The sequence below is a fragment of the Phormidium sp. CCY1219 genome, assembly GCF_055795085.1.
Genome location: NZ_JAYFEQ010000920.1, coordinates 1 through 13,468, shown reverse-complemented (window position 1 = coordinate 13,468; position 13,468 = coordinate 1). Strand labels below are relative to the sequence as shown.

Sequence of the window (13,468 nt, the reverse complement as noted above, 5' to 3'; positions counted from 1 at the left end):
GCACGATAAAGGGTAATACCCCACACTTGCTTAACATTTTTTTACATTGCGGCGAAATTCAACTGCTGCATCTGGCTTCTACGGATTTTCAGAGCTTCGCGATCGCGTTCCTCTCCATAAAAAAACGCCCACTGGGAAAGCGGGCGTTGCCATTAGGGTGCATCTACTGGAACTACTCTAGCACGATAAGGGGTAATACCCCCCATTTGCTTAATTTAACTTTACATTTGGGGGGCAACACAGTCGGCTTTTGAAAGTGGGGTGGGTCATTACTTAGCTGTAATTGTTGATATTAAATAATTAATATGCAATACAAGACCGGGGAAAATTTCTGCCATAAATAATTAGAGCGGATGACAAAAATCAGAAAAGTTTTCAAAAAAGTTTTGAAAACCGAATGACATTGTGCAGATTAAGGTGTAAGATAAAATTAAGGGATTGAAATTCGGGCAGTGTTTCTCTAGGCTGCCGGATAGGTCTTTTGTGCGTGTGAATCGTCAAGCCTACCGATGTAGGTTGAAGAGTTAGTCTGGGCGTAAAGCCACGTTGCACCTCCATAAAAGTTAATTAGGGGTGAAGCAAAGTGAAACCCAACGTTGGAAAGCGGAAAGGGTGAAATAGAAGATGAAAATGTCAAATTACTGACGAGTCTCACTTTTATTTCACACTTAAGTGAACGTTGGAGAAAGGAAAAGAGTTGAACGTGCAACGGGTCAGAAGGAGAGGAACCAGCAAGCTGAAATACGGTAGGAGTTAGGGAAACGACTTTTCTCACGCCCCCGTGATGTCAAAAGGGTAGAAATGCCTGCAAAGCGTCGCCCCGGTTGAGTATTCAGCAGTAAGGGGACGGGTGGTAGCGAACACAGAGGCGAACATCGCCAGTCGGTGAAAGAAAGCCTGGAGAAACGAGCAGGGGAAATGCCTAGCGCGAATTAATAAATCCTATTTGCGATCGCTGCTAGTAATATGGGAGAGAAAAACTTAATTATGGCGCTATCAAGGTGCATATTGGTCATTTTAGTCACATTAATGATTGCCTTACCGACGCAATTAGTTTTACCAACAGAACCCGCAGATGCCGAGGTCATATCGAAAGCCAAAATCGGCATATTAAAGAAGAAAAAGCCGGTAAAAAGTTTCCAGAAGAGGGTGAAAATCGCGAAAAAAAACATGCCGTTAATCGATAGCTTGAAAGGGTCGAAGCTGTTGTGGTTATCTTTAACTTCAATGCCACAGCTTCAAGAAGAAAAGAAGCGTCCCCATGCGAGGGGATTTGGGTGGAATTTCGTGAATAAAACGATTAATACTACCCGACAACTGTTCTGGCAGTTTAGCCAAAAATTTCAGAAATTAGCGTTCAAGAAATGGACATTGGATTTAGAGAATACCGTGGGGCAAAAAGTAGAGGATCTTGCCGCCAGCCAAGACCCTCTCGATCGCGCAGTATCGTGAGCGATCGCGGCGCTTAGAAGCGACCGCTCGCGATTGCGGAATTGGCCATTTTCACCAATTTTTCGCCTTTTCCAGCCTTAATGCCCACTGTATAGCGGGCATTATTTTGTTCCCAAGTCAGGGTTGCATCCGAGCAATTTGCGCCACAAACCGCTGCTACAAAATAACCTGTGATGCCATTATCGAGACGGACTGGCTTTCCGGACAAAGGCGGAGAATCCGGGGCGATCGCTTCACCCGAAATCGCACCCAACCGACAAGCCGTTCCGCCATTGCAATCCGGGGTATAACCCAAAATCACTTGATAGCGATCGCGATTTGCCGTTTCTAAAATCGCGTAAATCTCAGTTGCGCCATCGCCGCCAAAAACATAATCCGGTAATAAAATCGGCACCTGAGTTTCTTGCTTCAGCCTAGGCAAAATTGGCGCAAAAATCGGATTGGGGATTGGCGATGCACTCTCTCCCGATTTCCCATTAGAAGACGAGAGAGATTCCTCGCGAACCGATGCAGTATTCGCCGCAGAAGGCTCAGATTGAGTCGCCACATTCGGACCTTCAGAACAAGCCGCCAACAGCAGACAAACCAGAGGCAAAACAGTTTTAAATCGAGGCATAATTTTTAGAAATGGTAGAACGAAAATAGAGTTGGGTAAACGGACGAGACTCGGAGAAGAAAGAGTCAAAAAAAGCTGCTTGCAGCTTCTCGGAACTCTCGGGTCAACCCCACTCATCCGAACCCTACCCAACCCCCAATCGTTACTATTCGCGCCGAGGGACATTCATTCAGCGGGAATTAATTATCCGATTGGGCATTCCACTGCCAGATTTTGATAGTTTTATCCTGACTGCCACTAATAATGCGATCGCCATTGGGGTTAAATGCCACCGCCGTCACCGCATCTGCGTGGCCCTCAAAAGTCGCCAGCAATTCCTGACGGGGCAGATGCCACAACTTCACCGTGCGATCGGCGCTAGCACTTGCCAACCACTCCCCAGCGGGGCTAACCGCCAGAGAATGCACCGCATCTTCATGGCCCTGGAGAGTACCCAGAGGTTTTCCCGTGCGCGGATGCCACAATTTAATCGTCTTATCCGCACTGCCAGTAATCAACACCTGACTATCGGGGGTAAACGCCACAGCGCCCACCACATGGGAATGTCCCGTCATCGTTTTTACCAATCGGCCATCCAGCAGATCGCTCCACTCCGGGGTAATGAGTGCCCAGACCTTCACCTTTCGATAGCTGCCAGAGGCGAGCAATTGACCATCTGGACTAAACGCCAGACTATGAGCCGCACCGGTCAGCCAAGGGATGGTATTGTAGGTATCCCCCTCATGCAAATCCCACAAGCGAATCTTGCGATCGTCCCCTCCACTTGCCAGATGACGACCTTCCGGACTAAACGTCACTCCGCGCACTCTTGCCTCATGTTCTGGGAAGATATGAATCATTTCTCGCGCGCCGATATGCCATAGCGTCACCAAAGCATTCAAGTTTCCCGTTGCCAGAGTAGAGCCATCGGGGCTAAAAGAAAGGGAAGTGATTTCATCCACTTTCCAGGATTCCACCCAAGGATGTTCCGCCAGGGTGCAGAGAAACTCCCCCTTGTCTAAATTCCACAGATGAGTTTCGCCGCAGCTACCACTAGCAAGGGTATAGCCGTCAGGAGCGATCGCCAGACAATTAATTGCCCCTTTCGCCTTCAGGGTATGGGCGCACTCCCAGGAAGAAGCCGCCTGTGCCAGGGGTGAGGAATGGCTCGAAGTGCTGCTTGGGGGGGCAATCACCCGCTGTTGCACCGGGGATTTCGCGTTTGTAGGCGGGAGGATGAGGGATTCCAAATACCCTTTAAGACCCCCAGCATAAAGGAAATCAGCCGGTCCCAAGTTAATTTTCGGGCCGCTAAACTCGAGGAGATCCGTGGGGAGAAAGCCCACCAAAATGCTGTCCTTTTGCGACCCTTTGGGGGTACAAGAGAGCCAAAACAGAGCCACAAACACGATCGCCCGATGATTTTCCACATCCTCCGGCGTCACCGACCAAATCACCTTGTCATTTTTAAAGCTGTTAAAGCTTTCGCCATCACAGACATTGACTTGAATGCGGAGCGCCGGATTGGCTACCAGGTAATAGGTAAATTTGCTTGCATTTCGCAAATTGCCTTCATCGTCGAATTCGATATCGGGATAAAGCGGTTTGACCTTCTTAAGCAACCGTCCGAAACGCGCGCTCATCAGCAGATCCATCAATTGCTCGCGCAGGAAATACTCCCCGACTTCAAACTCGTATTTTTCCTCGAAAGAGTAGTCGTCCTCGTCGTAGTTGTCCGCAATTGGCGGCGGGTATTCCGCTAGTTCCGCCGCTTCTTCCTGACAGCGCTGCAAAATTTTGTCTAATTTTTCGCCAAAGACCTCCATCATTTCACTGTGGCAACCGCGAATATCGGAATTGAGCAAAGTCGGTTCGATTGACTTTTGCTTTTTGAGCCGTTTGTGGAAATCGGCTTGTAAGAATTTCAGTGGAGTTGTCCAGTCCATCAATGGCATACATTGGGATCGGTTTGCTTGGCCGTTTCAATTGCGCGTTTGGCGCTGTGTATTTAATAATACATATTGAACTTCGTGGCAATGGTATGCGAGCCAGGGGATGAAGGGCAAGTGGGGCGAAGATCCACAGCGCCGTTATCGAGGGCTGCGATCGCGATCGCCGAGGCAAGTAACAGCATCATTCATAACAACATCAAGGTTACAGGGACAACAAATCACCCCCACCCAACCTCTGACCAGTGCTGCGGTGTATTGCCAGGAAGTAGCCGCCACAGGGATGGCAAAGGTTCGCCCTGATTGGTCTTGCCTCCGGGCAAAGAAGGGCAAGCAGGCAACCTGACTGAGGCAAACTGTAGCGTAATTTCCACATTCGCGGCTAGTGGCACGAAAACGAAGAGTTTTGCTATGCTAAAGTTCAAAGTACCAGCGATGTTCGAGGGAGTAACTCCCAAGCCAAAAGGTTAAGGGTTAAAACCCCCGTGGGTATTAACCTTTCCACTGATATCGGGGTGGGCGATCGCGGCGCACGCGCTCATCACCACTTAAACTCAAACCCGATGGTGCGGCAGTGTTAGAGCCAGACGGTACGGACTCGGTAAACAAAAAAGCTTTGCGGCTTTTCTGGTGCTTTAAAACCATCAATCTGGGGAAATCCCAAGCATTCTAGATGGACCTGAAAAACACAATTCCAGGAAAAATCGCTGCTTGTTGTGTTTCCTCACGCGGGGTAATAAAAGCAGGTTCTTACGCGCCATAAGTGTCGGTAATGGGAATAAGCCATGTTTGAACGCTTCACAGAAAAAGCTATTAAAGTCATTATGCTGGCCCAGGAGGAAGCTCGCCGACTGGGACATAACTTCGTCGGTACCGAACAGATCTTATTGGGTCTGATCGGGGAAGGGACTGGAGTTGCAGCAAAAGTTCTCAAGTCAATGGGAGTCAACCTCAAAGACGCCAGGATTGAGGTTGAAAAAATTATCGGTCGCGGTTCCGGTTTCGTGGCGGTGGAAATTCCGTTCACGCCTCGGGCCAAGAGGGTTCTAGAGCTGTCTCTAGAAGAAGCACGTCAACTCGGTCACAACTACATCGGCACCGAACACCTGTTGCTGGGTCTGATTCGCGAAGGCGAAGGCGTAGCAGCGCGAGTGTTGGAAAACCTCGGGGTAGACCTTTCTAAGGTTCGCACCCAAGTGATTCGGATGTTGGGAGAAACCGCAGAGGTGACCGCCGGACCGGGGAATGCCCGCACCAAAACCCCCACTCTGGACGAATTCGGTGCCAACCTAACTCAAATGGCAGCGGAAGGCAAGTTGGATCCGGTGGTGGGGCGTCAGAAAGAAATCGAACGGGTCATCCAGATTTTGGGTCGGCGAACCAAAAACAATCCGGTATTGATTGGCGAACCGGGAGTCGGGAAAACCGCGATCGCCGAAGGATTGGCGCAGCGGATTGCCAATAACGACGTGCCGGATATTTTAGAAGAAAAGCGGGTCGTGACCTTGGATATCGGCTTATTGGTGGCCGGCACCAAATATCGCGGCGAATTTGAAGAACGGCTCAAGAAAATTATGGATGAAATCCGCTCGGCGCGGAATGTCATCCTGGTGATCGATGAGGTTCACACCTTAATCGGAGCCGGTGCTGCAGAAGGGGCGATCGACGCCGCCAACATCCTCAAACCGGCCTTAGCCCGGGGTGAATTGCAGTGCATCGGGGCCACCACCCTGGATGAATATCGCAAGCACATCGAACGGGATGCCGCATTAGAGCGCCGCTTCCAACCGGTGATGGTGGGCGAACCCAGTGTGGAAGAAACCATCGAAATTCTGTTTGGCTTGCGCGATCGCTACGAGCAACATCACAAGCTGAAAATCTCCGACGAGGCCCTGGATGCAGCGGCGAAGCTATCCGATCGCTATATCAGCGATCGCTACTTGCCCGATAAGGCGATCGACTTAATCGACGAAGCCGGATCTCGCGTCCGCTTGATTAACTCGCAATTGCCCCCCGCCGCCAAGGAATTGGATAAAGAACTGCGCGAAGTGCTTAAAGAAAAAGACGACGCCGTGCGATCGCAAGACTTCGACCGCGCCGGGGAACTGCGCGATCGCGAAATGGAAATCAAATCCGAAATCCGCGCGATCGCTAGCAACAAAAAGAGCGGATCCGCCGATAGCGACCTCTCCCCCGTGGTCTCCGAAGAAGACATCGCCCAAATTGTCGCAAGCTGGACCGGCGTCCCCGTCAACAAGCTCACCGAATCCGAATCCGAGAAGCTGCTGCACATGGAAGATACCCTGCACCAGCGTCTCATCGGTCAAGAAGAAGCCGTCAAAGCCGTCTCTCGCGCCATTCGTCGCGCCCGCGTCGGCTTGAAAAACCCCAACCGCCCGATCGCCAGCTTCGTCTTCTCCGGTCCGACTGGGGTCGGTAAAACCGAACTGACCAAATCCTTGGCCAGCTACTTCTTCGGTTCCGAAGAGGCGATGATTCGTCTGGATATGTCCGAGTTCATGGAGCGCCACACCGTCTCCAAACTCATCGGCTCCCCTCCGGGTTATGTGGGCTACAACGAAGGCGGTCAGCTCACTGAAGCCGTGCGCCGTCGTCCCTACACCGTGGTCCTGTTCGACGAAATCGAAAAGGCTCACCCCGACGTCTTCAACATGCTCCTGCAAATCTTAGAAGACGGTCGCCTCACCGATGCCAAAGGTCGCACGGTGGACTTCAAAAACACCTTGCTGATTATGACCTCCAACATCGGTTCCAAGGTCATCGAAAAAGGTGGCGGCGGACTCGGATTCGAGTTTGCTGAAGACCAAGCAGACGCTCAATACAACCGCATCCGCAATTTGGTCAACGAAGAACTCAAGCAGTATTTCCGTCCCGAATTCCTCAACCGTCTCGATGAAATCATCGTCTTCCGTCAACTCACCAAGGAAGAGGTCAAGGAAATCGCCGAAATCATGCTGCGCGAAGTCTTCAGCCGGCTGACCGAAAAAGGCATTACCCTCGAAGTCACCGAACGATTCAAAGAACGTCTCGTGGAAGAAGGCTACAACCCCAGCTACGGCGCTCGTCCGTTACGTCGCGCCATCATGCGCTTGCTCGAAGATAGCCTCGCCGAAGAAATCCTCTCCGGTCGCATCCAAGAAGGCGAAACCGCTTTGGTGGATGTGAATGAGGAAGGTCAAGTCACCGTCGGCCCGGGAGAACAGCGCGAATTGCTCTCCCCCACCATTGAGTAGACTTCCCGAATCAAGGGGCACGCATTTATCCTGTCCCCTTCCCCATTAACCCCACCACGGGTTTAAATCCAAATCAAAACGGTAGAGAGTTTGTCCCTCTCTACCGTTTTTTAATCCCCAATTCCCCCATAGGGTGCGTGACGCCACCCACCCCATCCCCCCTGGGATAACTCAATCCCCAAGGGGCTTCACGCACCCACTTAGCTCCAAATTCAATCACCCCGCACAGGCGGTCAAAAAAAATGCAGCCCCACCCATAAAGGGATGCGGGGCTTTTTCAAACGCCATCTACTGGATTTGCAATTACCGCAAAAAGCTGTTCGCCAACCACAGAATGAAGAAGGCAAAACTCGCCGCTAAACCTTCTGTGGGTAACTGCACGCCAAGGGCCGTTAGCCAGCTTGCGATTGGGGTTCCCAACAATAAGCCGACAATTAAGGTGACGAGGGTAATGGTCACCGCCCGACCAAATTTGTTCTCCTTGCGATTGATAAAATAAAGGCTAAATCCAACCCCCACGGCTAAGGCTAATGATGCGGATGCCGGTTGGATCAGACTGAGGGCGCTTAAGGCAAAAAATGTGCCTGCCGGCCACAGAATCTCGGCTTGCGAGGGGGTGTCTAGCAATCCTTGCAACCATGCGGGAGCCTCTTTCGGTGGGGCGGGAGGCGACGGCGGCGCACTGCGGACTTCTCGTTCGGCAAAGCGGATCCGTTCGGGGACTTTGATTTTCCCTTCTTGACGCGCTCGCAGCCGCTGCATGAGAATCTCGTCATAAGCGGCTTCAATGCGATCGAGTTGCTTGCGATCGCCGCTGTATTCGTCGCTCAAGCGTTGGCGCGCTTGTTGAATTTCCTCAAATGTCGCATTTTCCGATACCCCAAGTTGCTCGTAAGAACTCAGTTCGCTCATCAGATTTTCTTCCACCTCGATTTTTAAGTTACCATTAACACAAACCCTTCCACAAGTCCCCGCCTTACTCATGTTCTAAATTGGCCTGATAAAGATAAACCATAAGGACTTGTAGACCCAAACCTCGTATTTTGTGCCGACATTCAGCAAGAAAATCGGGCTTTAACGGCGGACTTGCTCGGGGATGCCTCCTGATAATAGATAGCATAGAAAAAATTATGCCACTTGTTCTGTTATTAGAATAACGCGAGTCCTTGTCCGTCTTCTACGGGCGATCGCTGGCTTAGGCTTAACCACCACCCCAGGGCCTCTCAACGTTTTCGTCACTCCCCAAATCTCATGGGTTCCGCTTCCGTCTAATTCCGGTGCTTTCCTCATCGGCGCATCCCTCGCCGACGCTGTAGTTCAGCAAGCTTTCCCCTCAGTTATTTTAGCTCGTAGGTTTTCAGTTGACAACTGGTAATTGAATTGAATAAATAAAATACCATTGCTGGGGCTTTTTGTCAAGAGGCTTTAACAATTTGCACTGACCTCTCTCAATGCCTCGCTAACCCCTCATTTTGCCTCGGGCGATCGCTATCTCGCCATTTATTTCTATCCTTCGCCCCACCCCTTGCGAAGACCGGCGATCGCCAAAAACTCCCACCTCCTCCATCCTCCTCGGCGCGGGATGCACAAGCACAATTTTGTCACCGAAGCGATCGCGCTCGTTCGGAGGAGAAGCACAAACCAATCCCCTGTGCCTATTTAACCTCTCCATCCCTCTATTTTCCCCCACGGTATAAACCGGGCAGGGTGCTACCGCTAATTTAAACTTTTTTTTATAAAAAATGCCGCAGTTTTTGATAGTAAACCACCCATCATGGGATATAGTATTTACGAGCGGTGGATTGCCGGAGGCTGACGATAAAAAAGGCGATCGCTTTGCTTATCACCTAAAGCCTCAGAAGTACCGGACTCACTTTGAAATTCGAGGGATATGAAAACGGCGATCGCAATCCTGCCCCCGAACCGTAATGCAATATAGTCATTGCATTGCCGGTCACCCTGGAGAGGCGCTATATAGTTTGTAGGACGTAGCAGTTGCCAAGTTAGAAAAAACACCGAAGCACCGAATCGAAGCTAGAGCAAAACTAAAAGTCCGTGTCCCTCGTCAATTTATTCTCACTCATTTATATATAATTTTCGAGCGAAACAGGGCGCGAGGGCATCGGTGTGTAGCGGTTAGAAACCGGGTTTCTCGATCGCGAATTTACCGCTTAGCCATTTCCGAGAGCGAGAAACCCGGTTTCTCCTTTCCTTTATCTCATAGGAAACCCACACCCGAGAGAGTGCGCCTGGGGGGTAGCGGGATATAACCTGGGGTTGGCACAACCCTTGGGAGAACAGGTAGCGCACAACCGCAGTTGCCAGTGCGATGCATCACTGACTGACAATTCCCGACCACTGAACCTTTTTCTGAGCTTCGCGACGATAGGAAAAAAAGCGATCGGGGTTTTGGTACGTGCAATAGGGGGCGATCGCGATCGCATCCCTGGCAATGCCCATTTGTGCCAACTGCAACTGAATCACCCGGCGCACGTCCAAGCGCACGCGCCCCGGTTCTGCATCCGCTAACACTGGCGGATGAGGCAACTGTTGCACCTCGGATAAAATCTGCTCGGGAGTATCCGTTTCTACAATGGTACCGCACACTTGCGCCGCCACATCGTCTTGAACTTGATAAACCTCCCCTGCGATCGCCGGACCGATCGCCACCTGCAGTTGTGGCAACGAACTACCTTGGGCTTGCATTTGCGCGATCGCCTCCGGGATGATGCGGGCAGCAGTCCCCCGCCACCCGGCATGAATTGCCGCCACCTGACCCGTTTGCGGATCGGCAATCAGCACCGGCGAGCAATCCGCCGTGCAAACCCACACCGCGCGATCGCCCTCGTGAGTCAGCAACCCATCCGCATCGGGTTTAGAAGGCAAAATCTCTTGCCCGTCTGGCGAGGATACCTCCGGCGACATCTCTCGGGTATTCACCACGCGATTGCCATGAACTTGAGTCACGCGATAAACCCGCGCCGTGGGTTGGAGGACCTCCACCAATTCCGTGGGCGATCGGGGCCAAAACTGCTGGGTAAAAAAACCGTGAGGCCACCGTGACAATAAACTACAACTCAGATAGGGCAGTCCATTCCAACTATGCCAATGCCAAGTATGCATGTTTAATTCTCGCTAAAAATAATCAGTGTCTGTCATTCGCGCCAGAGAGCAACCCCCCAAACGCGAACAGTGGTTAGGAGAGTGAGGAGGAATCACTTACAACAGATGAGAAACCAGACAACGCACCCCGGGGAATGTTTCCCGCCAACGAGGGTAAGCGATCGCGGCATAGGGATTGTACCGTAAAACACCCAGCCCGGGAAAAAATCCCAAATTTTCGCCGACGCGACCCCCAATTTATGCTAACCTAAGCGGCGATCGGCAAAACAAACCCCATTATTCTTCCCTTGAATCGAGAACGCCTAGAACAGATTTTAAAGTCCTTCGACGCCGACGGCGCAAATCCTTCCCCCGTTGGGTTTGCGCCGCCATCTGTTGGCTATTCGATCCAGATTTTCGAGGAACTCGCCTCTACCAATCAAACCCTGTGGGAGGCGATCGCCGAGGTAGCGGAACCTGCCTTATGGGTGGCGATCGCGAAGCGCCAAACCGCCGGCAAAGGACAGTGGGGACGCCAGTGGCATTCTCCTGCAGGCGGTTTGTACCTTTCGATTGCCCTAACCCCCAATCTCCCCGTCGCCGATGCACTCCTGCTCACCCTGTGCAGTGCTTGGGGAATCGCCACCACCCTGCGCGCCTATCAAATTCCGGTCTGTCTCAAATGGCCTAACGATTTATTGCTCCACTCTCGCAAACTGGGTGGTATTCTAACCGAAACTAAAATCAATCGGGGAAAGATTACCCAAGCGGTGGTGGGAGTGGGGATCAATTGGAAAAACCCAGTGCCAGAAACGGGCATCAATCTGTATCGCTTCCTCACCGATCGCCCCAACCCGGAGATAAACTCCCTGGAAATGTTGGCGGCCCTGACCCTGCACGGAATCACCTCCGGATACCAAACCTTTATCGAGAAAGGTGTCGAGACTTTGCTGCCATCGTACCGACAATTGATGGTGGGTCTCGGAGAATCGGTGACGGTGAAGGGGTTTCCCGGAGCGATCGCCGGGGTCAGCAAAACTGGAGAACTGCTGGTTCGCCTCGCGCGATCGGCAAGGGGCGACGAAAATGCCGCCCCTGGTACTTCTCCCTCAGAAATTGCCCTCCCACCCGGTACAATCAGCTTGGGTTATCCGCCGCCCGATGTCTAACTCCTCCGCCCTCGGGGAAGGTACCTCCAGGTTGGGTTATTCATTCATCAGCCTTACTGTATGAGAAGCAAGCGAGAGATGAGCCAGCAACTTAAATTTGTCCGCACGCCGTTGAGCATCGTTTGTCAGTTCTCCTTGCTGTTGCAGGGAGTCGTTTGGATTCCCAGCCTCGGATTTATTGCTGGGGAAGGAGTTCGCGCCCAGACACCATTGGATGCGATCGACGAGTTTGGGGATGCCGAAGTGGCACCCCCGCCGCCCTCCGCCGAACCCAGATTGCAATCCCCGGGTAGCGCCCAACAGTTGCAGCCGTTACGGGAAGCGAGCGCGGATCTGCAGCCAGCGGAGTTGGAGCCAGCAGCGGAGGCTGACTATGCCACGGAACCCCCTGCGTCGCCATCCGCCGCCGTACCGGATCCGATGGATTCTACTGGGGTGGCTCCTTGGAAACCCCGGAATCAGGACCGTGCTGCACCAGAGGCGATCGCCGCTCCGGGAGACATCGCACCGCCAGAAGCAGATACTACCCCGGTCCGCGCTAATGCTGCTGTTCCTTTGCGCGAGGTTCACCAAAACAATCTCTACCGCGATCGCACGGATTACAGCGTCGGGGCTACAGAAAGCGAACCGTCGGTTTCTGCCAATGAAGCGCCTGCTCTCAACCCGCCGACAGATTCCACCCCCGCTCAAACGGTTGCTCGTCCCCAGGCTGACCCGGATCCCCTCGGGGTACCCGCCGCACCACCTCCACCGCCACCGGTTCGGGAAGTGGCGCAAGAGGATTGGACGCCCCAAGCGCCTCATCAAGATGTTTCTGTGCCCAGTGAGGCGCATGTTTATGATGGGGAGTCGGAGGAAGTGCCCCCCGCTTCAATTCTGGAGGCTCAACAGCAAAATCTTTACCGACAGCCACAACCGCCGTCTCCTGAGCCAGTTGCTGCTCCGGAACCTTATGCCCCGGAACCCGCGCCCGCTTATGCTTCGCTTCCGGAAGTGCCGGTGAAGCAGGAACTCGAACCGATTAATGTCGGGCCGGTGCAGGTGGGTGATGGGGGGATTCACTTTCGCACCAAGGCGGCGGCGCGCAATTTCGATTTGAAACGCCTGTCTCGTCCGGCGGGTCGTCCGGGAAATGGGGATAGGAGCATGATTTTTCCCTTGGCGATTCCGGCCCAGATTACTTCGTTGTTTGGCTGGCGGGTTCATCCGATTTTTGGCGATCGCCGATTCCATAGTGGGACGGATTTGGGCGCACCGTTGGGCACCCCGGTGTTGGCGGCATATTCCGGTACGGTGGCGATCGCTGATTGGTTGGGCGGTTACGGCAAAACTGTGGTTATCGAACATGAGGATGCCACCACCGAAACCCTCTACGCTCACCTGTCGGAAATTCTCGTGGAACCGGGTCAGTTTGTGGCGCAGGGAGAAGCGATCGCTCGCTTGGGCAGCACCGGCAATTCCACTGGCCCTCACCTTCACTTTGAACTACGCGAACTGACTCCCGAAGGCTGGGTCAATCTGGATCCGGGCACTCAACTCGAATACGCCCTCTCTACTTTAATTCAGTCTTTGGAAATGGCTGCACCTCTTCCGGAAGTTCCCACTCCAGAAGGCTCCCCTTTGGCTACTTTGCCTTCTCTGGATATGCCCGCACCCCCACCCCCGCAGAGTTTCCTCTCCCCCAACACCCGGGTGGCAACGACTTTGGAGGTGCCCGCTCCTCCCCCGGTTGCCTCGCCAGAGCTTCCCATTTCCCGCGAAATCTCTGTTCCGGCTAACCTGGAACCTCCCCCGGAGGTGGACTCTCCCAGTTCCTAGTTCTCCCGCGAAGCCTCTCTCTCCCAGTCGCTTCGCGGCTCCCCTCCTGCCCCCGGCCCCAAAAAAAAGAAAACCCTGGCGAAAAGGAAAAATTTCTGCTATACTTATTCATAATGGGAATATTGCCGA

12 protein-coding genes are annotated in these 13,468 nt (G+C 52.7%); 6 read left to right on the top strand and 6 right to left on the bottom strand.

Features of this window, described 5'->3' with window-relative positions; genetic code table 11:
- Together AC0QH1_RS30405 and AC0QH1_RS30400 are read left to right on the top strand one after the other, a co-directional pair.
- On the top strand, positions 1 to 254 hold a 254-nt coding region (locus tag AC0QH1_RS30405), incomplete at its 5' end, for a hypothetical protein (RefSeq protein ID WP_324635191.1).
- Between the two features lie 733 nt (positions 255 to 987).
- Positions 988 to 1,452 carry a hypothetical protein gene (locus AC0QH1_RS30400; protein ID WP_324635190.1) on the top strand — a complete coding sequence of 155 codons (465 nt, stop codon included), beginning with the start codon at positions 988 to 990 and terminating at the stop codon, positions 1,450 to 1,452.
- A gap of 13 nt (positions 1,453 to 1,465) precedes the next feature.
- Here AC0QH1_RS30400 and AC0QH1_RS30395 read toward each other — a convergent pair whose 3' ends face one another.
- The 4 genes from AC0QH1_RS30395 to AC0QH1_RS30380 form a co-directional block, all read right to left on the bottom strand.
- Complete coding sequence (locus AC0QH1_RS30395; RefSeq protein WP_324635189.1) at positions 1,466 to 2,068, bottom strand: hypothetical protein; 603 nt, start codon at positions 2,066 to 2,068, stop codon at positions 1,466 to 1,468.
- A gap of 179 nt (positions 2,069 to 2,247) precedes the next feature.
- Positions 2,248 to 4,002 (bottom strand): WD40 repeat domain-containing protein, encoded by a 1,755-nt coding sequence (locus AC0QH1_RS30390; RefSeq protein ID WP_324635188.1) that lies wholly within the window; start codon positions 4,000 to 4,002, stop codon positions 2,248 to 2,250.
- Between the two features lie 53 nt (positions 4,003 to 4,055).
- Positions 4,056 to 4,184: a hypothetical protein gene (locus AC0QH1_RS30385; RefSeq protein WP_324635187.1), complete on the bottom strand. Its 129-nt coding sequence runs from the start codon at positions 4,182 to 4,184 to the stop codon at positions 4,056 to 4,058.
- A 304-nt stretch (positions 4,185 to 4,488) separates the two neighbouring features.
- Complete coding sequence (locus tag AC0QH1_RS30380; RefSeq protein ID WP_324635186.1) at positions 4,489 to 4,641, bottom strand: hypothetical protein; 153 nt, start codon at positions 4,639 to 4,641, stop codon at positions 4,489 to 4,491.
- 140 nt (positions 4,642 to 4,781) lie between these two features.
- Here AC0QH1_RS30380 and AC0QH1_RS30375 point away from each other — a divergent pair, with 140 nt between their 5' ends.
- Positions 4,782 to 7,250 (top strand): ATP-dependent Clp protease ATP-binding subunit, encoded by a 2,469-nt coding sequence (locus AC0QH1_RS30375; protein ID WP_324635185.1) that lies wholly within the window; start codon positions 4,782 to 4,784, stop codon positions 7,248 to 7,250.
- Between the two features lie 303 nt (positions 7,251 to 7,553).
- On the opposite strand, the gene AC0QH1_RS30370 is transcribed toward AC0QH1_RS30375, so the two are convergent.
- Positions 7,554 to 8,162, bottom strand: a complete 609-nt coding sequence (locus tag AC0QH1_RS30370; protein WP_442957394.1) for a CPP1-like family protein — start codon at positions 8,160 to 8,162, stop codon at positions 7,554 to 7,556.
- 560 nt (positions 8,163 to 8,722) lie between these two features.
- On the opposite strand from AC0QH1_RS30370, the gene AC0QH1_RS30365 reads away from it, so the two are divergent.
- Positions 8,723 to 8,947 (top strand): hypothetical protein, encoded by a 225-nt coding sequence (locus AC0QH1_RS30365; RefSeq protein ID WP_324635183.1) that lies wholly within the window; start codon positions 8,723 to 8,725, stop codon positions 8,945 to 8,947.
- 637 nt (positions 8,948 to 9,584) lie between these two features.
- Here the strand turns inward: AC0QH1_RS30365 and pgeF are convergent.
- Positions 9,585 to 10,373 (bottom strand): peptidoglycan editing factor PgeF, encoded by a 789-nt coding sequence (pgeF, locus tag AC0QH1_RS30360; protein WP_324635182.1) that lies wholly within the window; start codon positions 10,371 to 10,373, stop codon positions 9,585 to 9,587.
- Positions 10,374 to 10,660: 287 nt separating this feature from the next.
- Here pgeF and AC0QH1_RS30355 point away from each other — a divergent pair, with 287 nt between their 5' ends.
- A complete protein-coding gene (locus tag AC0QH1_RS30355; RefSeq protein ID WP_324635181.1) occupies positions 10,661 to 11,521 on the top strand; it encodes a biotin--[acetyl-CoA-carboxylase] ligase in 861 nt (286 codons plus the stop codon).
- A gap of 78 nt (positions 11,522 to 11,599) precedes the next feature.
- A complete protein-coding gene (locus tag AC0QH1_RS30350; RefSeq protein ID WP_324635180.1) occupies positions 11,600 to 13,339 on the top strand; it encodes a peptidoglycan DD-metalloendopeptidase family protein in 1,740 nt (579 codons plus the stop codon).
- The last annotated feature ends 129 nt before the right edge of the window (positions 13,340 to 13,468 follow it).

Excerpts from the sequence above, each read along its gene's own strand:
- AC0QH1_RS30400 (WP_324635190.1), top strand. The coding sequence starts at position 988 with ATGGCGCTATCAAGGTGCATATTGGTCATTTTAGTCACATTAATGATT.
- AC0QH1_RS30395 (WP_324635189.1), bottom strand. The coding sequence starts at position 2,068 with ATGCCTCGATTTAAAACTGTTTTGCCTCTGGTTTGTCTGCTGTTGGCG.
- AC0QH1_RS30390 (WP_324635188.1), bottom strand. The coding sequence starts at position 4,002 with ATGCCATTGATGGACTGGACAACTCCACTGAAATTCTTACAAGCCGAT.
- AC0QH1_RS30385 (WP_324635187.1), bottom strand. The coding sequence starts at position 4,184 with ATGATGCTGTTACTTGCCTCGGCGATCGCGATCGCAGCCCTCGATAAC.
- AC0QH1_RS30380 (WP_324635186.1), bottom strand. The coding sequence starts at position 4,641 with ATGGTTTTAAAGCACCAGAAAAGCCGCAAAGCTTTTTTGTTTACCGAG.
- AC0QH1_RS30375 (WP_324635185.1), top strand. The coding sequence starts at position 4,782 with ATGTTTGAACGCTTCACAGAAAAAGCTATTAAAGTCATTATGCTGGCC.
- AC0QH1_RS30370 (WP_442957394.1), bottom strand. The coding sequence starts at position 8,162 with ATGAGCGAACTGAGTTCTTACGAGCAACTTGGGGTATCGGAAAATGCG.
- pgeF (WP_324635182.1), bottom strand. The coding sequence starts at position 10,373 with ATGCATACTTGGCATTGGCATAGTTGGAATGGACTGCCCTATCTGAGT.
- AC0QH1_RS30350 (WP_324635180.1), top strand. The coding sequence starts at position 11,600 with ATGAGCCAGCAACTTAAATTTGTCCGCACGCCGTTGAGCATCGTTTGT.